General features: G+C 41.2%; 20 protein-coding genes. 6 read left to right on the forward strand and 14 right to left on the reverse strand.

Translation table 11 applies throughout. The features are described 5' to 3' along the window. Window positions 1–10: 10 nt before the first annotated feature. From E0H89_RS05345 to E0H89_RS05390, 10 genes are all read right to left on the reverse strand, one after another. Window positions 11–859: a type II secretion system protein N gene (locus tag E0H89_RS05345; protein ID WP_131215169.1), complete on the reverse strand. Its 849-nt coding sequence runs from the start codon at window positions 857–859 to the stop codon at window positions 11–13. Further along, complete coding sequence (gspN, locus tag E0H89_RS05350) at window positions 859–1,602, reverse strand: type II secretion system protein N (protein ID WP_131215171.1); 744 nt, start codon at window positions 1,600–1,602, stop codon at window positions 859–861. The genes E0H89_RS05345 and gspN overlap by 1 nt, the downstream gene beginning before the upstream one ends. Before the next feature lie 172 nt (window positions 1,603–1,774). Next, on the reverse strand, window positions 1,775–2,101 hold the full coding sequence (locus E0H89_RS05355) for an H-NS histone family protein (RefSeq protein WP_131215173.1): 327 nt from the start codon (window positions 2,099–2,101) through the stop codon (window positions 1,775–1,777). Between the two features lie 157 nt (window positions 2,102–2,258). After that, a complete protein-coding gene (locus E0H89_RS05360) occupies window positions 2,259–2,687 on the reverse strand; it encodes an acyl-CoA thioesterase (protein WP_131215175.1) in 429 nt (142 codons plus the stop codon). Between the two features lie 10 nt (window positions 2,688–2,697). Then, complete coding sequence (locus tag E0H89_RS05365; RefSeq protein ID WP_131215177.1) at window positions 2,698–3,891, reverse strand: heme biosynthesis protein HemY; 1,194 nt, start codon at window positions 3,889–3,891, stop codon at window positions 2,698–2,700. Between the two features lie 7 nt (window positions 3,892–3,898). After that, entirely contained in the window at window positions 3,899–4,741 is an 843-nt protein-coding gene (locus tag E0H89_RS05370; RefSeq protein ID WP_131215179.1) for a hypothetical protein, read from the reverse strand. Then, window positions 4,738–5,517: a uroporphyrinogen-III synthase gene (locus E0H89_RS05375; RefSeq protein WP_131215181.1), complete on the reverse strand. Its 780-nt coding sequence runs from the start codon at window positions 5,515–5,517 to the stop codon at window positions 4,738–4,740. The genes E0H89_RS05370 and E0H89_RS05375 overlap by 4 nt, the downstream gene beginning before the upstream one ends. Window position 5,518: 1 nt before the next feature. Then, window positions 5,519–6,436, reverse strand: coding sequence for a hydroxymethylbilane synthase (hemC, locus tag E0H89_RS05380; protein WP_131215183.1), 918 nt, complete (start codon window positions 6,434–6,436; stop codon window positions 5,519–5,521). 107 nt (window positions 6,437–6,543) lie between these two features. Further along, complete coding sequence (locus E0H89_RS05385; protein ID WP_131215185.1) at window positions 6,544–7,284, reverse strand: LytR/AlgR family response regulator transcription factor; 741 nt, start codon at window positions 7,282–7,284, stop codon at window positions 6,544–6,546. A gap of 53 nt (window positions 7,285–7,337) precedes the next feature. Then, complete coding sequence (locus tag E0H89_RS05390) at window positions 7,338–8,492, reverse strand: sensor histidine kinase (protein ID WP_131215186.1); 1,155 nt, start codon at window positions 8,490–8,492, stop codon at window positions 7,338–7,340. On the opposite strand from E0H89_RS05390, the gene argH reads away from it, so the two are divergent. Together argH and E0H89_RS05400 are read left to right on the forward strand one after the other, a co-directional pair. Further along, window positions 8,483–9,913 carry an argininosuccinate lyase gene (gene argH, locus E0H89_RS05395; protein ID WP_131215188.1) on the forward strand — a complete coding sequence of 477 codons (1,431 nt, stop codon included), beginning with the start codon at window positions 8,483–8,485 and terminating at the stop codon, window positions 9,911–9,913. The genes E0H89_RS05390 and argH overlap by 10 nt on opposite strands. Window positions 9,914–9,924: 11 nt before the next feature. Next, window positions 9,925–10,200: an oxidative damage protection protein gene (locus tag E0H89_RS05400; protein WP_131215189.1), complete on the forward strand. Its 276-nt coding sequence runs from the start codon at window positions 9,925–9,927 to the stop codon at window positions 10,198–10,200. Window positions 10,201–11,102: 902 nt separating this feature from the next. On the opposite strand, the gene pgsA is transcribed toward E0H89_RS05400, so the two are convergent. From pgsA to uvrC, 3 genes are all read right to left on the reverse strand, one after another. Beyond that, the gene (gene pgsA / locus E0H89_RS05405; RefSeq protein WP_131215191.1) at window positions 11,103–11,690 is read right to left on the reverse strand and encodes a CDP-diacylglycerol--glycerol-3-phosphate 3-phosphatidyltransferase; all 588 of its coding nucleotides are present in this window, start codon (window positions 11,688–11,690) and stop codon (window positions 11,103–11,105) included. Between the two features lie 108 nt (window positions 11,691–11,798). Then, window positions 11,799–12,593 carry a thioesterase family protein gene (locus tag E0H89_RS05410; protein ID WP_131215192.1) on the reverse strand — a complete coding sequence of 265 codons (795 nt, stop codon included), beginning with the start codon at window positions 12,591–12,593 and terminating at the stop codon, window positions 11,799–11,801. Between the two features lie 109 nt (window positions 12,594–12,702). Continuing rightward, a complete protein-coding gene (gene uvrC, locus E0H89_RS05415) occupies window positions 12,703–14,502 on the reverse strand; it encodes an excinuclease ABC subunit UvrC (protein ID WP_131215194.1) in 1,800 nt (599 codons plus the stop codon). Between the two features lie 191 nt (window positions 14,503–14,693). Between uvrC and E0H89_RS05420 the strand changes: the two genes are divergently transcribed. From E0H89_RS05420 to E0H89_RS05435, 4 genes are all read left to right on the forward strand, one after another. Then, entirely contained in the window at window positions 14,694–15,743 is a 1,050-nt protein-coding gene (locus tag E0H89_RS05420) for an AAA family ATPase (RefSeq protein WP_131215196.1), read from the forward strand. 537 nt (window positions 15,744–16,280) lie between these two features. Beyond that, entirely contained in the window at window positions 16,281–18,434 is a 2,154-nt protein-coding gene (gene fadB / locus E0H89_RS05425; RefSeq protein ID WP_131215198.1) for a fatty acid oxidation complex subunit alpha FadB, read from the forward strand. A gap of 12 nt (window positions 18,435–18,446) precedes the next feature. Next, a complete protein-coding gene (fadA, locus tag E0H89_RS05430) occupies window positions 18,447–19,619 on the forward strand; it encodes an acetyl-CoA C-acyltransferase FadA (RefSeq protein ID WP_131215200.1) in 1,173 nt (390 codons plus the stop codon). Between the two features lie 174 nt (window positions 19,620–19,793). Next, the gene (locus E0H89_RS05435; RefSeq protein ID WP_131215202.1) at window positions 19,794–20,645 is read left to right on the forward strand and encodes a hypothetical protein; all 852 of its coding nucleotides are present in this window, start codon (window positions 19,794–19,796) and stop codon (window positions 20,643–20,645) included. Window positions 20,646–20,727: 82 nt separating this feature from the next. Here the strand turns inward: E0H89_RS05435 and tehB are convergent, their stop codons facing one another. Continuing rightward, window positions 20,728–21,597, reverse strand: a complete 870-nt coding sequence (gene tehB / locus E0H89_RS05440; RefSeq protein WP_131215204.1) for an SAM-dependent methyltransferase TehB — start codon at window positions 21,595–21,597, stop codon at window positions 20,728–20,730. Between the last annotated feature and the right edge of the window lie 161 nt (window positions 21,598–21,758).

Raw genomic sequence — 21,758 nt, forward strand, 5'->3', positions numbered from 1 at the left:
GATACATCACTTAAAAATTCTGTTGTATGGTCATCACTTGATCACCACGCTTTATTTCCAGCTTAACCTGACCTTCGCGTCTCGCCTGTTCCAGCAACTGAGCATCACTTTGCCCCTGACCTACCGCCTGTCCATTCAAAGACATAATTCGGTCACCCGGTTGCAAACCCAGCTTGCTGCGTAATGCTGCCGGAGTTCTTGAGGTCACTTCATACCCTCCACCAGCCGCATTCACCCCCATATCTTTTAAATATTGTTCCCGGTCTTGCTGTATTTTTTGTACGGCTTGTCCCAAAGCATTATTTTCCTGACTCGGTGCAGCTTGAGTCGTTTGACTCGCTTGATTGTTTGAGTTTGCCGCGTTGACTTCAGGTGGAATAATAGATTGATCCAACCCATTTTCAATTCCCTTAAATTGTAACTCTCGGGTGGTGCCATTATTTTGACGCAATACCACGCGATCCCAGTACACTTCAGCCAACTGGTAAGACGTGGCATCAATACTTTCTCCCACCCGATAGCGATCTGCCACGTCATTGACTTTAATCACGGCAGAAGAAAATTGACTTGGGTAGCCGACCACGACACCTTGTAATATTAAATTGATGTTCTCGTCTGCAGCAGCGGTCTTTCCGGCCTCTTGAAACAATGCAAACGAAGAAATGTTTGGAACCTGCGGCTGTTGTGAGCCCAATTCCACACGCTCAACTTGCATGACTTGAGGTGGTGCGAGCAATAACCAGAAAATACTCGCCAACTTCCAGCATAGATATAAAATCAGCAGTGCCAACAGGATGGGTGCAATCCGATCCGCTTGTTTCCAATTTAACTGTTGAATTTTTTCAATCCATTCATTCATTAGAAACCACCTTTAAATAAAGGTTGTCGTGAACTAATGACATAGGTGTCCAGACCTGCTTTGCCATCGTAGGAAGGAATATTCATCAATAAACGCTGGGTGAGCTGCACATCAAGCATCAGGTTTTGATCCAGATCCAAGGCAATCAGTTTTTGATCACGCTGGTCACGAATATCAAACAGTAGCTTGTTATTTTCATCTGACAGTTTTCCTTTTAAGGACGGCATATTCATTCGATCCTGTCGCTGAGCATAGGTGTAAATCAGCTCACCACCTGCCCACTGTAATTGACCGTCTGCCTGTGAAAAGCCCTGCTCTTTTTTATAGTTAAAATCGATATCCTGGAGCTGAATGGCATTTGCAGGCCATTGCCAGTCCACCAGATTTTTTAGGGTCTCAGGTGCAATTTGTCCATTCAAATTATGAATCGTGACTTTTTTGCCAAAACCATACCCCATCACCCCATCAAGCTGGGTATTACCACTATGAAGTTCAATATGCGCCCCTAAACGCAGCAAAAACAGATCTAAAGGCCGTGTTTTCCAACTTAACGAGCCTCTGAGGTTTCCTCTATGCCAATCTGCTTGCCCTTGCCAAATATTGCCGCTTACGTTTTGCAAGACCTGGTTATTCTTATAAAATTTTGAAATGAGCCAAGCCGCTGGAATTTGGAGTAAGACGAAAATAAAAAAAACGCTGATGGCAAAGATCCACCACGTGATGTATTTAGGTTTTTTTATCATCCCACCACGACCAACATATCTATTCTTCTTCCCTGAGCCACGATATTATCTTTCTATACACATTATGCACACTTTTCCCACAACGCCAATTCAAAGATATAAAAAAACCAAGCATATATGCTTGGTTTTTTTAGCCTAATCCAATTGGATGACAATCTCATGAATTTTAAAATTAGATGAGGAAGTCTTCCAGTTTCGCACCACTTTCCAGTTCAGCAACTAACCAGCGTGGTTGTTTACCGCGACCCGTCCAGGTATCAGAGGGGTTCTGTTTACTACGGTAACGAGGCTCAACAGATTTACGAGTGCTTTTTTTACGTTTCGTTGCACCGAATTCTAAAATTTGTTCAATTGATAAACCTACATTCTCTGCAATATCTAAAATTTGCTGATAAGCATCTTCAACCGCTTGATCTTTTTTAGAAGCAATTAATGCTTCCGCTTCAACTTGTAAACGTTTTAACTGTTCAACAGATAAATTACTAATATCTGGCATCATAATAACTCCTAAATAGATTTTATATTTTATTTATTTAAAACTCGATCATAATATTTTTATTATCTAAAACATTCAATATAAATTTTTAGATAACAACGATCTTTAAAATAGATTATACATTTCTAGAGTTTCATAGAATGTTTGCTTTAAATAATTTTTAAATTAAATGATTCACGCTTAATTCAATTTCAGTAATTTTATGACGAATAATTTCAGGAATTTCTGTTTTAAGCATTGAGTCTTTATTTACACAAACGATGACCGCTTCAGCCAATGCAACTACAGTTTGCTGTGTCTCACTCCATAACAAATAACTCATACGAAATGCACTATTGCGAACTTCCTCAACACGCACCCCTATTTTAAGCTGGTCTGGATAAAATACCGGACGAATATATTTACACTGATTTGATGCAACCACCGTATAAATATCCTGTTGAAAAATACTTAATTCATCCATATAACGAATACGTGCACTTTCGATATAACGATAATACATGACGTTATTTACGTGCCCGAAAGCATCCATGTCTCCCCAAGCAACTGACTGTTCATAAATAACAGGATAATCTGATAGGGTTAACATTGAATTGACCTCATATTTTTATTTCAACAAAATTTGCATTATTTTCAAATATTAAATTTAACTGTTTAATTAAATTGTCCTGACCTTTTAAAGTAGATTTAATTCTTAAATAATTCATCATCACATTATCTGGATGTAATTCCAATAATTTTTCGGCTTCAGCATTACGGGCTGTTGCCTCATATATATACCATTTTGCAAAGCTAAACACCGGCAAAGAAAGATATTTATTTTCCCAATAGTCAATTCTTTGCTCAACCTTTAAATAATCAGGGTTTTGTTTCAATAACTGCTGCTGGAACCATAAATAAAAAACATCTTTATTAAATTGTTCATCTAATAAATGCAATGCCAAGTCTTCATGTTGCTGACTCATTTCTGGCATACGAGACAACAACTTTAACCATAAAGTTTTTATCTCATAATTGCGACTATAAATTTGATCTTGCAAGTCTAAATAACGTTGTTGTAAATTTTGTAAATCCTCAACGTGCGCTTGATCAAAGCCGAGCAATAACTGTTGCAACCACTCCTGTTTGTTTTCGGTTCCTAAATGACCATATTTAGTCGAACGTAAATACATCCATGGAAATTGAATGGCAAACTCTCCCCATAGGGCAGTCAAGCGTAAATTATAGGCACCTTTTACATCATTTAACCACGGCGAAAGTTCATGCTGATTTAAGAACTCAAGATGGGTTAAGGCTTGCTCTCCATCATTTTGAGCCAGATAAATTTCAATTCGTTGTATTTCAGCCAACTCAAATGCCATGGCATTGCTTTGATTTAATATTGCGAGCGCTTGTGGGTATTGCTGCTGCATCAAATACAATCTCGAACCAATAATGCCTTTTAATAAACCCGATTGCGAAAATACCCCTTGAATAAATTCATGCTGGTCTTGCGCTGCTTCTAATAACCACACTACAGCCAACTGTTCATAAGGATGCAAATTTTTAAAATTAAAAACAGTTTCCAGCTTTCTTTGTTGTCTTTTTAAATAGCGCTTGATTAGCAACCACAACAATTGAATGATTAAACTCAGACTGGCGAGGAAAATAAAAATGACCCAGATATTGGTTTGAATTTGCCATTCACGCCAGTATAAATAAACATAACCTGCGCCATAACCGTAGCTTAAAACACTCAGGCTGGCGATTATAATCAGGCTGATAAAAGCATAGGCAAGTAAAATCTGTTTCATTAATCCATCACCCCAATAATGCACGCGTATTTAAAATTGGCGTCGGAATAACAGTAAATCCTTTTATTTTTTGGATATTCTGAATCAGTTGGCGTGATTTCTCATCCGGTATTTGATGTAACAATTGGATAATTTCAGTTAGCGATTCTTGGTATTCTAAATATTGACCTTGCTGTAATGCCTGATGTGCCAATAATAATCTCAGTTGCGCTTCCTTTAAGATTAGCGGACGTTGCATTAAAGCCACAGCAGGTTGTTTCGCTGGTTCAATAACCAGCCAGCGCTGCCAAAAATGTTTAGTTTGTGGTTGGCCTGAACTTAATTTAGGTATATTTATTTCTTGAGTTAAAGCTTGATCTAGCTGGTGTATTAATCCATCTACTTTTGTTTGCTGTGCCACGCGGTCACTTGCAAACTGCTGAATCACCTGCTGATCTTTCGCAATCACTTGATGTAAACTCTGCTTCAAGGAAGGTGCTAAAGTATATTGCTCTAAATTGCGGTCCAAATTCATTAACTTATCTAGGGCTTCATTCAGTTTTTGCTGTTTCAGCATAAATTCAATCAAATCTAACTGCTGTTTAATCACCACAACCGGATCAATATTTGATGCTTCAATGGCTTTTAAATCATGCTCTGCTTGAACACCTTGCGCTACTGTCCCAGCTTCAACTTTTACCTGACGCTGTAAAGCCACCAGTTGATCATTTAAATTTGCATTGTTTTGTTCAATACGATGCAAACTGCTGATTAATTCTGTTTGTTGTGCAGAGACATTAAATACGTCATAACTTAATTTTATAATCCAGAGTAAACTTAAAATAAGTAATAAAATGAGAATTTTCTTCATGTGTTCCCTTGCACAACAACAAGCTGCTGCAAAATTGAATCTGTTTTTAAATCAGGTAATCGGGCGATATTAAAACATGTCTGTTGATTTTTTTTATAATCTGAAACAACTTGATACAAGCGCTCGCCCAAAACAAAATAATAGCCTTTTGCAATAATCGCATCTTGACCCTGCATTAACTTAATCCAGTTTAGCCAGCCCGCTTCACTGCTCACCACCATAGCATATTGTTGTTCTCGTTCTAATAATGGCAATATATCTGGAAGGTTCTGTAAAGTAAGTAACGGGCAGCGACGCTCATATAAAATAAAATTTAGAATATGCATGCCTTGCTGTTTTAACTGTTCCATCATAAATGGACGGCCACCTTCCCCTCGCCAAAAAGCAATACACGTTCCAGCATTCATACTTTTAAGTATTGGAAGTTGTAACATCCCTTCCGATGTTTCAACCAAAGGAACTTCAGCAGCAATACCATAGTTCGATAAAGCTTGCGCCGTTGTTTCACCTACTGCAATCCACTGGATATGCTGAAGTTTATCAAGACTAATCCCTGCCTGTTTTAAGTAATCCATCCCCACTTGAACCGCAGTTGGACTCACCACTACAATCACCTGCGCAGAAAGTAATTGCGGATACAACTTAGACAATGGCTCTGACCAAGGTCGAGCCAGCAATTCCAGTAAGGGCAAATCCAAAACAGGTATATAAGCCATACGCAAGGTATGACTCAATTTTTCTGCACGATCTTGAGGACGGGTATTAATAAACAACATGTTAATAAAGCGCTTTAAGCAAATCGCCTGCACCTTGTTCCAGCAACTTCTGTGCGAGACTCACTCCTAACTGTTCAGCCTGTTCTGGCGCCCCACTGAGTTTAACTTTTAATAGTGTCACACCATCCACACTCCCCACACGTCCCTCCATATGGAGTTGCCCTTGGTTTAAAGTGGCATATCCTGCAATCGGCACTTGGCAACCGCCCTCCAAATACGCATTGAAAGCACGTTCTGCGCGAACGCACACATCAGTTTCAATATGTAAAAGCGGTAAAATAAGATCCAGTACAACCTGATCTGTGGTACGGCATTCCAAGCCGAGTGCCCCCTGTCCAACTGCAGGCAAACTGATTTCAGGAGACAGATTATGACGAATACGCTCCGCCAAACCCAAGCGTTTTAAACCCGCACTTGCCAAAATAATCGCATCGTATAAACCTGAATCAAGTTTAGATAAACGCGTGCCAACATTTCCACGCAAATCAATAATATTTAAATCCGGACGTTGTTTTAAAATCTGGGTTTTACGGCGCAGGCTGGATGTCCCCACTTTTGCACCTTGCGGTAATTCATCAAAACAGTGATAAGTATTCGATACAAAAGCATCCAGCGGATCTTCACGTTCACAAATCACCGGCAAGCTCAAACCTTCAGGCAGCGCCATAGGAACATCTTTCATCGAATGAACCGCCAAGTCTGCACGACCATCCAGTAATGCCGCTTCTAACTCTTTAACAAATAAACCTTTACCACCAATTTTTGCCAAAGGCGTATCCAGAATTTTGTCACCCTGAGTGACGAAGGTCACCAACTCAACTTTAAGATCAGTATGCAATGCCTCTAAACGGGCACGAATATGTTCAGCCTGCCATAATGCAAGCGGGCTTTGTCGAGTTGCAATCTTCAAAATCTTCATAAATTTTAGAAACAGTCAATTAAGGGCGTTATTCTAAACTTAACGCGCTGACTTGAAAATGCAAGTACATTCGCACAGTTGTTGTCACTAAAACCATGAAGGCAGATTTAAATTTTTTGTATTCGTTCTCTTAAATTGGGTAAATGGCGCCGGCTGACTGCCAGGCGTTCCTCCAATTCACGACAACGCACCTGATATTGCCCGGAACTAATAACTTCGAGTCCATCCAGAAAATGTACAGAAACCAGAGCATTACGATGAATTCGGACAAATTGATCGCCAAATTCATTTTCCAGGTCTTTCAAGGTTTCATCAATCAGTACACTGCCATTTTTATGGCGTACCGTGACATATTTTTGATCTGCTAAAAAATAATAAATATTTTCCACAGGCACCAACTCTACCCCGCGGTAGGTTTTTGCCACAATTTGATGGCGTTTTATATTGATTTCGTTCATATCTTCTTTTTGTTTTAAAGTGCTCATTTGTGCTTGAGTCAGTTTTGTTAAGTGATCTAAAACCTGTTGCAATTCCTGCTGCATCACCGGTTTCAATAGATAGCCTTCTGCATGCGACTTAAATGCCTCTAAAGCATGTTCATCATAGGCTGTACAAAAAATAATAGCGGGCATAGGCTCTAGCTGACGCAAATACTGCGCACAGCTTAAACCATCCATTTCCGGCATTTGAATATCTAAAAGCACGACATCTGGCTCATAAAACTGAACCATCTCAATCGCCTGCTGACCATGGGTTGCGGTTGCAACCACTTGATGTCCCAGTTGTGTGACTAAACGTGATAAGCGCTCTACAGCAAGAGGCTCATCATCACAAATCAGGATGTCCATTTTTCCTCCTTTCACAGTTACCATGATTTTTTTTATAGGTTAACTCTGATTTTTTATTTATATCGATATTGCACAACTGTGGTAAATATTCCCTTTCCCGCGTATGTCTGAAAGCTCACAGTCCGTCCATAATAAGCCTCTAGACGCTGTTTCACATTTTCGACTGCAATACCATTTCCTGGTCGTATATTTATTTTATCCTGTGTATAAGGGTTAGTAATGACTATATTGACTTGATTTTGCAATATTTCAACCAATATGCTTATCGTACTCTTTGTTAAAAATTTTTCAACTCCATGAAAAATACTATTTTCCACTAAAGGTTGTAAAGTTAATAACGGAATTTGTATCTGAGAAAAGAGAACTTCATCGTCATATTTCCACTCTACGCGTAAACGATCACCCAAACGGATCTGCTCAATCGCTAAATAATGCTGACATAATTCAATTTCATCTTTTAGGCGAACCAGTTTAAGTTCTTTAAAACTCGCACGAAATAGCCGTGATAAATTCAGTAACATTTGCTCTGCTTTATCCGGATCAATGGTAATTAAACTGATTACCGTATTTAAACTGTTAAACAGAAAATGTGGATGAATTCGTGCCTGCATCGCCTGAATTCGTGCATTCAGTTCGCTATTTTGCTGACGTGCCCATTGCTCTCGAAAATACAGATAACGGAAACAAAATGTCCCGATCAGCACGCCATAGCTCAGATGTAACACCACACCATCGAATAACACAGCAAGATTTAAATGATGAATTTGAAAATTTTGTCCAAAATAAATCACCCCATTTAGTACCACGGTGGTCAATAAAACAATCATTTGCAACAGAACGAAGCTGACACATAAGACTTGGCCAAAACTTAAATGCTGAATTTTTTTCTGAAACAGTTCCAGCAATGCTGCAAAAGCCAGCAACACCCAGTTAATGAACAACATATACTGCAATAAACGCCCTACACTTAAGGCCGCCCAAGATTGTGCTTCGGCTAAAGCTAAAATCATCGCCAAAATATTGCTGGCAATAAATAATTCGATTAAATGTTGCCAACGCCCTATTTTCGTAAAAAAATAAGCATATGTTTTATTTCCTTGCGTATGAGCAAAAGATTGGTCGTCTTGTCCTTCGGCAAGTGAACCTGAATTTGTTATACTCTTTTTAGTTCTAATGCTTTTTATCCTATTGAGCCGACATGACCACATCTTCTAATTCCTCAAATCCGTCACAAACCCAAACTTCGGGTATGTGGGGCGGTCGTTTCTCTGAAGCGACGGACGCTTTTGTTGCTGAATTTACAGCATCTGTACAATTTGACCAACGCTTTTATAAACAAGATATTGCAGGTTCTATCGCCCATGCAACCATGCTTGCAAAGGTTGGCGTACTTACCGAGCAAGAACGTGACGATATCATCACCGGCTTAACTGCTATTCAAGCGGATATTGAATCGGGTAACTTTGAATGGCGCGTTGATCTGGAAGATGTCCACATGAACATTGAGTCTCGCCTGACTCAGCGTATTGGTATTACAGGTAAAAAACTACATACCGGTCGTAGCCGTAACGACCAGGTCGCAACTGATATTCGCTTATATGTACGTGACGAAATTGATGCGATTTTAAAATTACTGGAAAAATTACAAAAAGGTATTTTGGGCTTAGCTGCTAAAAACACCCAAACCATTATGCCTGGGTTCACTCACTTACAAACTGCCCAGCCCGTGACTTTCGGTCACCACTTAATGGCCTGGTTTGAAATGCTGGTGCGTGACTCTGAACGTCTGATTGACTGTCGTAAACGTGTCAATCGCCTACCATTAGGTTCTGCTGCTTTGGCCGGTACAACCTATCCAATCGAGCGTGAATACACAGCACAGCTTTTAGGTTTTGAAGCAGTGTGTGAAAACTCGTTAGATGCCGTGTCTGACCGTGACTTTGGTATTGAATTCAATGCTGCTGCATCTTTAATCATGATGCATTTATCACGTATGTCTGAAGAAATGATTCTTTGGACTTCTGCTCAGTTCAAATTTGTGAACATTCCAGACCGTTTCTGCACCGGCTCTTCAATTATGCCGCAGAAGAAGAACCCGGATGTTCCTGAATTGATTCGTGGTAAAACCGGACGTGTTTATGGGGACTTAATGAGTCTTTTAACCCTCATGAAAGGTCAACCTTTAGCGTACAACAAAGACAACCAAGAAGACAAAGAACCATTATTTGATGCGATTGATACCGTTCGTGGCTCATTAATGGCATTTGCCGACATGATTCCTGCATTGGTTCCAAACATCGAAATTATGCGTGAAGCTGCACTACGCGGTTTCTCAACCGCAACCGATCTTGCCGATTATTTGGTGAAAAATGGCGTTGCGTTCCGTGATGCACATGAAATTGTCGGTAAAGCCGTTGCGCTCGGTGTTCAAGAATCGAAAGATTTGTCTGAATTGACGCTTGAACAGCTACAACAGTTCTCTGATTTGATTCAGGCTGACGTATTTGAAAAAGCATTAACACTTGAAGCATCGGTGAATGCACGTAACCATATTGGCGGTACTGCACCAGCTCAAGTTGAAGCTGCAATTGCACGTGCCTATACACGTTTAGAAAAACTTTACGCTTAAGGAATAATGATATGTCTCGACAAGTATTTTGCCGTAAGTATCAGGCTGACATGGAAGGTTTAGATTTTGCACCCTTCCCAGGTGTAAAAGGTCAAGAATTGTTTGACAGCGTGTCTAAACAGGCATGGCAAGAATGGCTTAAACACCAAACAACCTTGATCAATGAAAAGCGTTTAAACGTGTTTGAACCGGATGCGAAAAAATTTCTGGAAGAGCAACGTGAAAAATTCTTTAGTAACGATGAGTCACTCGAAAAAGCTGAAGGCCTAAAGCCTGAAGAAAAATAAGGCGCTGCCTTATTTTATATGCAAGACAAGTGAAGCGCATAGTTTCAAGTGGCATAAAGGAGTCTTTTAAAAGGCTCCTTTTTTATTTCTGGAAGCACTGTTTCGCCAGGCTGCAAAACGAGAAGCTATGCTTAAAGTGGTAAAATTAAAGCGTTGCTTTGAAAATTACGCAAGGTAAGAAGCTTTGCTCGCGCAAGTTCTCATCTGAAAAAGAAATCTTCATTATTGGAGATTTGTTTTTTAAACTGCTTTAAATTTTACGTAAAGACAAGCGAAGCGTATAGTTTCAAATGTCATCAAGGAGTCTTTTAAAGGCTTTTTTTTACTTTTAATAGAGCACTGCTCGACCCTGAGGAATATATTCTGCAAGAAGACGAGAAGCTATGCTTCGAGTGAAAACTAGGGCACTGCTTTCTTTTTAATCAAGACAAACAGTGAAGGTGTGTAGGCTTTAATACGTGGCCCCCCTTTTTTATTAATAATTTCTTTTTTTTTACGCGCTCTTATTTTTTTGCACTACAAGCCCCTGTTTAGCAGGGTATATCATGATTAAAATCCATGATTGATACCGGGTTTTATTTTTAGCACGCTAACTGAGCTGCTAGCATTAAAAGTTTAGTCTCAATATATTTTTTACATCTCGAAATAACTGTAAACCAAAACTACATTTCTCAATAAAAATCTACATTACAATACAATAACCTACATGATTCATAAAATTGATTCTCCTATAATCAGTTTCAAGAAGATGGTTAAACATCTTATAAAAGATATAACGATACCCGATTTCAATCCTAGGTTTCCCCCAAAATCTAGGATTTTTTTTGTGCGTAAATTTTTCAACAAAAAAATCAAAACCAAAAAAAACACCCTGAAACGGGTGTTTTGGTTATTTATTAAATTTAAGGCTGTTTCAAATACGGCCATGCGGCTTTCAAATAAATGAACATGGACCACAACGTTAGAATCACCGCGGTATAAAGTAAAAGATAAGCTAAGGTATCCAGTAGTTGCCAGTTCAGTAAAAACACGGAAATTGCAATCATTTGAAACGCCGTCTTATATTTACCGACGGTAGATACTGCCACATTGGTACGTGCACCCAATTCCGCCATCCACTCACGTAAAGCAGATACGGTAATTTCGCGCGAAATAATCACAATCGCTGCAAATGCCATGGAAATACTCGGTTGCCATTGCACCAAAACAATCAGTGCAGCTGCAACCATCAGCTTATCGGCTACAGGGTCAAGAAAACGACCGAAAGCTGAAGTTTGGTTCAGTGAACGTGCCAAATAACCATCGAACCAGTCAGTTACTGCAGCAACCACAAAAATCGCCGTTAAAATAATGTGACGAGTCATGTTAGTGTCGTGTTCTGCAACACCAACTGCAGGCGGCCAATAAGCCACCAACAAAAAAACAGGTATTAAAGCTATACGCGCCAAAGTCAAGATATTTGGAATATTCAGGATGCGACCTGTAGTCATAGACACCGCCAATTTTTCCCCTGTATGTACAATGAAAAACCACACATATTTTGGGATGGATTCATCGTTAATTCAGACTCACTTTATACGAATTGCTATAAAGTGTCACTAGGCAAACACGGTAACTGTCTGTCTGGAAATCGCAATCAGTCGATTCTCGGCATCCCAAAGATGGGCATATTCAGTGGAATACCCTTCTGCCGCATAATCGGTAAATACTTTATATTTAAACCAATCCTGCAGATAATTATTCAAAGGGTGAACATAAGTCACATGCCAGGTCAGTGAACTGGCGGGTGCCATGCTGTTAAACATGGGCAAAACACCGGGAGGCCACATATCAAATGCCACCATCAAATCAGCCACTGTCATTTCCCGGTTCTCATGTAGATCCGGATTAAAACGCATCCAGCCACTAAAATCAGGTTTCATACTGCCGCTACATGGATACTGCCCATCCACCCAGACCAAGTCCATCTGTCCAAAACATTCAGGTGCTAGAGGATGATGCTGTGCAACGTTTAATTGCTCAGGTGCTGGAAATACTGGTGCAACGCGTTCCTGTTGTACCGAAATTGCCGACTCACGCTGGGTACCAAAACTGGCAATCAAAATACTTTGCACCGCCTCATCCTGCCAGAGCCGTACTTCAACCGTTGTCACAGACTTGCCTTGACGCAAGATTTCAGCACTTAATTGAACGGGTGCCTGCTGTACGGGACCAACAAAAGTCACACTGGTGCTTAATAAACGTTTTAAGGGATCAGCAATTGCCACCACTGCTTTTTGCATCATCATCCCTGCAACCAAGCCCCCATAAATGGTGCGGCCTTGTAACCATCCCTGTGGCATATCAACCCATTCATTTTGTTCAATGTCGGTAAATAATTGATGCAGTGACATCCTTTGTCCTTTGAAGTTGTTGATTTGCTCTATCTTTTACTTATTTTGAAGTGTTGTGAATGATCAATGACTGCAGCGTCAGTGAGCACTTCGGCCAATCGGTCTATATTTATTCATGCAGTACCTTATAAATTGTTCGAGCCATGACATCACCCAAACCCGGAACCAGCTTCAAGTCATTTTCCGAGGCTTTGAGTACACCCTGAATGCCACCAAAATGGGTCAGCAAATCACGGCGGCGTTTCGGACCAAGACCCGGAATCACTTCCAGTACCGAACCACCACGACGTTTATCACGTTTAGCACGGTGCTTGGTAATAGCAAAACGATGTGCTTCATCTCGTACCTGCTGAATCAAATGCAGCGCTTTATGGTCTTCAGGCAACTGAATTTTAGTACCATCAGTAAAATGTAAGGTTTCCAGACCGGGTTTACGCCCCTCGCCTTTGGATACTCCGACCATAAAGGCTTCCAGTCCCAGATCTTGCATCACTTGCATCGCCATATGTAATTGGCCTTTACCACCATCAATCAGCAATAAATCCGGCAACATGGCTTTTTTATAACGCCGCGTCAACGCTTGGCGCATGGCCGCATAGTCATCCCCACCGGTAATATCATCAATGGCAAACTGGCGATAATCACGTTTGCGTGCACCGCCCGAATCAAACACCACACAGGAAGCAATCGTGGCTTCACCCATGGTATGCGAGATATCAAAACATTCAATCCGGTCAATCGGACGACCGACCACTTGTTCCAGCTGATGGAAACGTTCATTCAGTTCAAAATGATTGGCCAACTGCCCTTTAATGGCATGTTGCACATTCATATTGGCCAGCTCTAACCACTCGGCACGAGTTTCCCGAACATTGGACTTAATCTGAACTTTCTTGCTAAATTCCTGTTGCAGCGCCTGTTCCAGTTCTTTGCGATCGGGTAATTCGGTATTTATAATCAGCTCGACAGGTACTTCATCTGCGACCTGAAAATAAAAGTTCGCCATGAAGTCCGACAGCATTTGCCCCAGATCATCGCCCAGCATATCCGGGAAATAGCTTTTCCCACCAAGCATCTTGCCATTGCGTACATGCATAATCTGCACACAGGTCACCCCGGCATGATAGGCAATCGCCAGAATATCGGCTTCACCTTTGAGTTTATAAATCGCCTGCTGTGATTGCACGTCACGCAACAGCGCCATACGGTCACGGTAAAATACCGCTTTTTCAAATTCCAAAGCTTCTGCCGCCGCTTCCATTTTGGCAATCAGTTCCTGATTCAGCTCTTTGGTATCGCCCTGTAAAAAGCGAATCGAATTTTTAACATCTTCCTGATAATCTTCAGGCGAAATGAGACCAACACAAGGGGCGGTACAGCGCTTGATCTGATATTGCAAACACGGACGTTTACGCTGGGCAAAATAGCTGTTTTCACACTGGCGCACATTAAACAGTTTTTGCAGCACCACCAAAGTATCCCGGGCATTATAGGCACTTGGATAAGGTCCAAAAAACTTACCGACCTGATGCTTGCCTTTGCCGCGTCCTGCTGCAATGCGCGGATAAGGCTTGTCACTGGAAACAAAAATATAGACGTAGGATTTATCATCGCGCAACATGATGTTGTACGGCGGACGATGCAGTTTAATGAGGTTCTGTTCCAGCAATAAGGCTTCGGTTTCCGAACGTACCACCAGCGTTTCGATATTATAAATCCGGGCCACCAGCGCCTGTGTTTTCGGATGCTCGATGGTTTTAACGAAGTAGCTCGACACACGGTTTTTTAGATTCTTGGCTTTGCCAACATACAGCAGTTCACCGTCTTTACCCAGCATCCGGTAAACGCCGGGCAAAGTCGTCATATGGGCTAAAATCTTTTCAATATTGTCACGTGCGTTTTCGTTCACATTCAGCCTTATTCAGAATAATCTTTGCTTTGCTACATGATGTGATGGTTTTCACGCCATTTTCAAGCCAATTCGCTATTTTCTCCTCTCATCAAACAAAGTTCTAACAATCATTTAATTGCTAAAAGCTATAAGTGACTCATGCTTATTTTGCTATGCTCAAGTCATCTGAAAAATTTGGATCAAACTGAATGACGAACCACAATCATGCCATGCATATCGTTAAGCCGGTAACTGCAACGCATAGCACATCTGAAAAAGATAAATTGATTGGCAAACCCCGTTTTCATTTTGAACCTCAACAGGTCATGCAACTCCTGCATACCCGAATTATCGGACAGGAGGCCGCATTAAAAGAAATCGAAAAAATGCTGCATGTGGTCAAGGCAGATTTTTCCAGTCCGGAACGCCCTATCTCGGTAATGCTCATGCTTGGTCCAACCGGGGTCGGCAAAACTGAAACTGTACGTTTAATTAGCGAGGCGATTTATGGCCGCCCGGATGCTTTTTGCCGGATTGACATGAATACGTTGGCGCAAGAACATTATGCCGCAGCCATTACCGGTGCACCTCCAGGCTACGTTGGCTCGAAAGAAGGTCATAGCCTGTTTGATGAAACAGCGATTGCCGGTTCACATACCCGCCCCGGGATTGTATTGTTTGATGAATTGGAGAAGGCTTCCACTGAAGTAATTCGCGGTTTAATGAATATACTGGATACCGGAAAACTGACATTAACCTCAGGCACAAAAACCATTGATTTCCGTAACTGCATGATCTTTATGACCAGTAATGTCGGCGCTCAAGCTGCGCAGCAATACCTGGATAAACTGAATTTTTTGCCCAAAAAAATGCAGGACATTTGCCTTAAAAAAATACCGACCAAAACCATTATTGAAAAAGTGATGTTTAAAAAATTCGACCCTGAATTTTTAAACCGCATTGATCGTACTTTGCATTATCAGGCGGTTCAGGATGATGCCTTGCCCAAGTTGGTCGAGATTGAACTGGAAAAACTCAATCAGCGATTACAGCATCAAAAGCGTGCTGTGGTTTTAAGTGATGCAGCCAAAGCTCACTTCTACAAAAATCATGATATCCGTTTTGGCGCACGCCATTTGGCTCGTAAAATGCGGACTGAACTGGAACCGATTCTGGCGATTTACTTTTTAAATTATCCGGAAAAAACTCAGCTCACCGTGGATTTTGATGGTGGGCAATTGACAATTCAGCCGGAATAACTCTTTAAATAATCAGCTAAACATTTAGCTTAATCATCCTCCAGACAACCACCTCAATAATCATCGTTGCAGTCAAACATTCGGCAGCATATTTGACTGCAAATGCGTCCTTTTTTATTCAAATGAAATACGCCTCAGTTCTGCCGATTGACCATCTTCAGCTTAAAACTGTGCAGCAATGATGACGTCATCGAGTTAAAAAATTGGCTCAATTGACTTTTTTGACCAAAACAAGTCCATAAAAAACTTGAAATCCACAACTTACCCCCGATATAAATAGCCACAAAATGATTAAAAAATCTTAATTTAAACAAAAAGTTCATTACATTTTTACAAAGCAGAGTAAAAGTAAAGCTGACCACTACAAGGGTTTATTCAAAAAAAATTGATGACCCTTGCGTCACTGCTTGATACAACTTGTTATGTTCTTTTTGGATATAGTTATCGTAAGATTAGCGAAGCTCGATGTACGCGGGAAATGCGTACATGCTTCAAAACATCAACTTAATAAGTCCTCCAAAATAAAGGAGATCAGGCATGATCCACGCTGGCAATGCCATTACCGTCCAAATGCTTTCGGACGGAATTGCAGAATTCCGCTTTGACTTACAAGGTGAGTCGGTCAACAAATTTAACCGTGCAACGATTGAAGACTTTAAAGCGGCGATTGAGGCTGTTAAAGCCAATAGCGACGTTAAAGGTTTAATCGTTACCTCTGGTAAATCAACATTTATCGTAGGTGCAGACATCACTGAATTTGGTGATAACTTTGCTCAAGGCGAAAAAGCAATTGTGGATTGGGCGATGCCTGTTCACGAAATTTTCAACAGCTTTGAAGATTTAGATGTTCCTAAAGTTGCTGCAATCAATGGTATGGCATTGGGCGGTGGTTTTGAGATGTGCTTGGTCTGTGACTACCGTATCATGTCAGAAGCAGCTCAAGTGGGCCTGCCTGAAATCAAACTCGGTATTTTCCCCGGCTTCGGTGGTACAGTTCGTTTAAGCCGTGTGATTGGTATCGATAACGCCGTTGAATGGATGGCGATGGCGAATCCTAAACGCCCTGATGCAGCACTGAAAGACGGTGCGGTTGATGCGGTGGTTGCTGCGGACAAACTTCAAGCAGCTGCAATTGACCTGGTGAAACAAGCCATTGCTGGTCGCCTTGACTGGAAAATCAAACGTCAGGAAAAACTAGATCCAGTTAAACTCAGCCCAATCGAACAGATGATGGCGTTTAACTCATCTAAAGGGATGGTTTTAGCCAAAGCAAATCCTGCGCAATATCCTGCGCCAAAACTTCTTCTTGATTCTTTACAAGCGGGTGCAAGCCTTCCACGTAACGAAGCATTAAAAATTGAAGCGGAAGGTTTCGCTAAAGCTGCAATTACGCCTCAAGCAGGTGCGTTGATTGGTTTATTCATCAACGATCAAATTGTGAAAAAAACCTCGAAGCGCTATGAAAAAGGCGCGCACCCAGTCAACCAAGCGGCTGTTCTCGGCGCGGGTATCATGGGTGGTGGTATTGCTTACCAAGCGGCAAGCAAAGGCACACCAATCATTATGAAAGATATTGGTAATCCGCAACTTGCTTTGGGTATGAAAGAAGCAAATGGCTTACTGACCAAACAAGTTGAACGTAAGAAAATGACCCCTGCAAAAATGGGTGAAACTCTTGCGCGCATCCGCCCTACTTTAAGCTATGACGAGTTTAAAGAAGTGGACATCGTGATTGAAGCGGTGACTGAAAATCCAAAAGTAAAAGGCATTGTATTGGCTGAAACTGAGAAGAATGTTCGTGAAAACACGATTATTGCTTCAAATACTTCAACCATTTCAATCACTCGTTTGGCTGAAAACCTGCAACGTCCTGAAAACTTTGTCGGTATGCACTTCTTTAACCCGGTTCACATGATGCCTTTGGTTGAAGTGATTCGCGGTGCGAAGACATCTGATGAAGCGATTGCAACGACTGTAGTTCTTGCTCAGAAAATGGGTAAAACACCAATCGTAGTGAACGACTGCCCAGGCTTCTTGGTTAACCGTGTATTGTTCCCTTACTTCGGTGCATTCGACCTGTTGCTTAAAGACGGCGCTGACTTCCAGCAAATCGATAAAGTGATGGAACGCTTCGGCTGGCCAATGGGTCCTGCTTACTTGATGGACGTTGTCGGTATTGACACGGGCGTTCATGGTGCAGAAGTCATGGCTGAAGGCTTCCCTGACCGTATGAAACCGGACTTCAAAGGTTCGATTCAAACCATGTATGAAAATAAACGTCTAGGTCAAAAGAATGACGTTGGTTTCTACAAATACGAGTTAGACCGTAAAGGCAAGAAAGCGAAAAAAGTTGATCCTACAGCATATGATCTGATTGCATCTGTAGTGACTGGCGAAAAACGTGAATTTGACGCGCAAGAAATCATTGACCGTATGATGCTGGCTTTCTGTAACGAAACAGTTCGTTGCCTGGAAGACAACATTGTCGCGACTGCCTCAGAAGCAGACATGGCGATGATCATGGGTGTAGGTTTCCCTCCATTCCGTGGCGGTCCATGCCGTTACATCGACCAAACAGGTGTTGCTGAATACGTTGCGCTTTGCGACAAGTATGCACACTTAGGTAAAGCTTATGAAGCGCCACAAATGTTGCGTGACATGGCTGCTAACAACAAAAAATTCTACGGTTAAGGAGCAACGTGAATGGCTACTTTAAATCCACGTGACGTTGTCATCGTTGATGGCGTACGTTCAGCAATGGGTAAAACCAAAAACGGTATGTTCCGCAATGTACGTGCTGACAGCTTATCTGCTGAATTAGTTCGTGCCTTGGTTGCTCGTAACCAGTTTGATGTAAACGAAGTTGAAGATGTGATCTGGGGCTGTGTAAACCAGACCCTAGAACAAGGTATGAACATTGCGCGTAACATCGCATTGCTTGCTGATCTTCCAAAAACTGTTGCAGGTCAAACTGTTAACCGTCTTTGTGGTTCATCTATGCAGTCTATTCATACTGCGGCGGCACAAATTGCAACCAACCAAGGTGATATTTTCATTATTGGTGGTGTAGAGCACATGGGTCACGTCGGCATGATGCACGGCATCGACCTAAACCCTGAAGCATCTAAGCATTATGCTAAAGCATCTAACATGATGGGCTTAACCGCTGAAATGTTGGGTCGTATGAACGGCATTACGCGTGAAGAACAAGATGCGTTTGGTGTGGAATCTCACCGCCGCGCTTGGGCTGCAACGCAAGAAGGTCGTTTCAAAAACGAAATCATTGGTGTTGAAGGTCATGACCAAAACGGTTTCAAAATTTTGTGTGATATCGACGAAGTGATTCGTCCTGATGCAAATATTGAAACATTTGCCGGTTTACGTCCTGTGTTCGACCCGAAAGGCGGTACGGTCACTGCTGCTACATCTTCAGCGTTATCTGATGGTGCTTCTGCAATGTTATTGATGTCTGCTGAACGTGCTCAAGCTTTAGGTCTTAAGCCACGTGCTGTCATTCGCTCTATGGCGGTTGCAGGTTGTGACGCAGCAATCATGGGTCATGGTCCAGTTCCTGCAACGCAAAAAGCGTTGAAACGTGCTGGGTTGTCAATTGCTGATATTCAAACGTTTGAATTGAATGAAGCGTTTGCTGCACAAGGTTTATCTGTTCTTAAAGGCTTAGGCATTTATGACCAGCAAGACCGTGTGAACTTGAACGGTGGTGCGATTGCGCTTGGTCACCCACTAGGTTGTTCTGGTGCGCGTATCACGACGACATTACTTAATGTGATGGAGCAACAAGATACACAAATCGGTCTTGCGACGATGTGTATCGGTCTTGGTCAAGGGATCGCAACGATTATTGAACGTGTTTAATTCTTAATTAAATATTGAGATAAAAGAAACCTCGCTTATTGCGGGGTTTCTTTTATCTATTTTTAAAAATAAAATTATGAAATATATTCATTTAAATAAAAAAAATTATTAAATTTTTAATATTACTTATACATAATGATCAAGCAAATTCATCAAAATTAAATAAGAGCACTTATGAAAAAAATTGTATTACCCCTTATTGCTAGTTTGGTATTTACTGGTTGTGCTACGACAAAAATTTCACCAGAAGCGCGCCAACAATTAAATAAAACACAAGCTGCAATTCAAGCAAAACCTGTTTCAATTTTAGTCAATTCATGCCTTTTAACCAATGAATTGGGGAAAGATTTAGTACTCAATGAGCCTTCTAAACTCACTGCTGAGAAATTCATTCAAGCATTTACACAACAGTTAAACCAACATAATGTGACCGTCAGCGCTTCTGCCGTACCATTCATTTGTGGAACAATACCAGAAGAACAACTTAAAAAATATGAGTTTCAAGCAGATACAAAATCTAAAAGAACACTGATTAATACCTATCCTCTGTTAAATCAAAATAATATTAATATGACCGATGAGCAAAGGGCAGCTGTTCTAGTTTTAAATCAATATATTGCGAAATTTGATGCAGTACAGCTAAAGATGGTGCAAAAGCAAAAGACAACCTTAGACATACCTCAGCTAGATGATAGAACCATCAACACACTAAAAAATTGGTCAAAATCAAATTATATTTTTGTTGTTTCAGTGGATGGATTAAATGCGTCTTTGGGTTCTAAATTTGCATTTGGTGCTTTAAGTGTAGGCGTAACACTTGCAACGATGGGTGCAGGTGCTGGAATCGTGACTGCCTATATGCCAAGAGAAGGGCAACAATATTCTGTTCGTCTTTTAGATTTGGATAAACAAGCATTTGAATGGAATAAATATGATTTGCTTAAAGGTAATATTTATTCCATTAAAAATCATACTGTTCAAGCCGATACTATATTAAATCCTTTATTTGAAGTAAAAGTTAATTAGTAGCAAATTCCATGCTTTAAGTTTTAAAAATACAGTTCAGCAAGTTGAAAAAATCTTTTTTTAACTTGCTGAATTTAGAACACTATGCTTCAGACTTTTGCGCCAACAAAGTCACAAAATGCTGTTTAATCCGATTTCCCTGCTCATCCACGCGATGCAACTCACCAACATTTTCATTGTATTTCACAATTTTCCAGCCTTCGTAATAAGCACTTAGCTCCCCTGGCTGAAAGGCAAATGGAAAATCAGGCTGTGCCGGAAGATCGGCCGTGTCCATCGCACAGACAATCAGGTTATAGCCACCAGACACGGTCGCCTGCTGCATCTGTGTAATGAGCGATGGAATAGTTTTCGCCTCCAGAAACATCATCACCACGGTACAGTAGATAAATTCATATTGCCCTGGAATGCTTGCATCCGTGTTGAGATCGCGGCGCTGTATCTGTAACTGATCAATCTGCTCCGTCTGCACAATCTGTCTTAAGGTCTGCAAACTGTTTTCGTTGACATCCCAGGCATCAACCTTAAAGCCGTGTTGACTTAAATACAGGGCATTACGACCTGAACCACAGCCCACATCCAAAGCGTGGCCACCGTGTAAATAAGGCATGGCTGCCAGTACTTCGGAATGGGTAGCGGTCAGCTGATATTTTTTGCTGAAGTAATCCTGTGGCAGACAGTAAAACCGTAACTGACATTGCATATCATCACTGGCAGAACCAATCTTATGCCAGGCCTGTGGCTCAATAAATGGAGGCTGCTGCTCTGGGGTAAATACATGCTCAGACTGTACAGCACCCGACTCATCCAGTATCGCAAAATGCAACTCACCCCTTAATACGGTCAGTTTTGCCCAGGTACCAACTTTGGTATTGTGCTGATTTTTAAAACCTTGCGGAATACCCTGCTGTGTCCAGACAGGAAGTTCTTTATAACAAATAAGCTGTTCCATAAAAGACTGCGCTCCAAAGCATCAATTGTCGGTCTGAAATCAATCAGTTGACTAGATTTTTAGCATATGCCGTTTAACAGCAAATTGAAATAAACCGATCGTATTGCATACATACAAGCCAGCTCCCCCCTATAAAAAAACCGTCCGGTACGGACGGTTTG

Origin of the sequence: Acinetobacter sp. ANC 3781 (genome assembly GCF_004331285.1) — a bacterium.
Classification (GTDB): Bacteria; Pseudomonadota; Gammaproteobacteria; order Pseudomonadales; family Moraxellaceae; genus Acinetobacter.

Excerpts from the sequence above, each read along its gene's own strand:
- E0H89_RS05410 (WP_131215192.1), bottom strand. The coding sequence starts at position 12,593 with ATGTCACTGCATCAATTATTTACCGACATTGAACAAAATGAATGGGTT.
- E0H89_RS05420 (WP_131215196.1), top strand. The coding sequence starts at position 14,694 with ATGACGAACCACAATCATGCCATGCATATCGTTAAGCCGGTAACTGCA.
- fadA (WP_131215200.1), top strand. The coding sequence starts at position 18,447 with ATGGCTACTTTAAATCCACGTGACGTTGTCATCGTTGATGGCGTACGT.
- E0H89_RS05390 (WP_131215186.1), bottom strand. The coding sequence starts at position 8,492 with ATGTGGTCATGTCGGCTCAATAGGATAAAAAGCATTAGAACTAAAAAG.
- E0H89_RS05375 (WP_131215181.1), bottom strand. The coding sequence starts at position 5,517 with ATGTTGTTTATTAATACCCGTCCTCAAGATCGTGCAGAAAAATTGAGT.
- E0H89_RS05435 (WP_131215202.1), top strand. The coding sequence starts at position 19,794 with ATGAAAAAAATTGTATTACCCCTTATTGCTAGTTTGGTATTTACTGGT.
- E0H89_RS05355 (WP_131215173.1), bottom strand. The coding sequence starts at position 2,101 with ATGATGCCAGATATTAGTAATTTATCTGTTGAACAGTTAAAACGTTTA.
- E0H89_RS05365 (WP_131215177.1), bottom strand. The coding sequence starts at position 3,891 with ATGAAACAGATTTTACTTGCCTATGCTTTTATCAGCCTGATTATAATC.
- E0H89_RS05345 (WP_131215169.1), bottom strand. The coding sequence starts at position 859 with ATGAATGAATGGATTGAAAAAATTCAACAGTTAAATTGGAAACAAGCG.
- fadB (WP_131215198.1), top strand. The coding sequence starts at position 16,281 with ATGATCCACGCTGGCAATGCCATTACCGTCCAAATGCTTTCGGACGGA.
- E0H89_RS05360 (WP_131215175.1), bottom strand. The coding sequence starts at position 2,687 with ATGTTAACCCTATCAGATTATCCTGTTATTTATGAACAGTCAGTTGCT.
- pgsA (WP_131215191.1), bottom strand. The coding sequence starts at position 11,690 with ATGACTACAGGTCGCATCCTGAATATTCCAAATATCTTGACTTTGGCG.
- argH (WP_131215188.1), top strand. The coding sequence starts at position 8,483 with ATGACCACATCTTCTAATTCCTCAAATCCGTCACAAACCCAAACTTCG.
- E0H89_RS05385 (WP_131215185.1), bottom strand. The coding sequence starts at position 7,284 with ATGGACATCCTGATTTGTGATGATGAGCCTCTTGCTGTAGAGCGCTTA.
- tehB (WP_131215204.1), bottom strand. The coding sequence starts at position 21,597 with ATGGAACAGCTTATTTGTTATAAAGAACTTCCTGTCTGGACACAGCAG.
- E0H89_RS05370 (WP_131215179.1), bottom strand. The coding sequence starts at position 4,741 with ATGAAGAAAATTCTCATTTTATTACTTATTTTAAGTTTACTCTGGATT.
- gspN (WP_131215171.1), bottom strand. The coding sequence starts at position 1,602 with ATGATAAAAAAACCTAAATACATCACGTGGTGGATCTTTGCCATCAGC.
- hemC (WP_131215183.1), bottom strand. The coding sequence starts at position 6,436 with ATGAAGATTTTGAAGATTGCAACTCGACAAAGCCCGCTTGCATTATGG.
- E0H89_RS05400 (WP_131215189.1), top strand. The coding sequence starts at position 9,925 with ATGTCTCGACAAGTATTTTGCCGTAAGTATCAGGCTGACATGGAAGGT.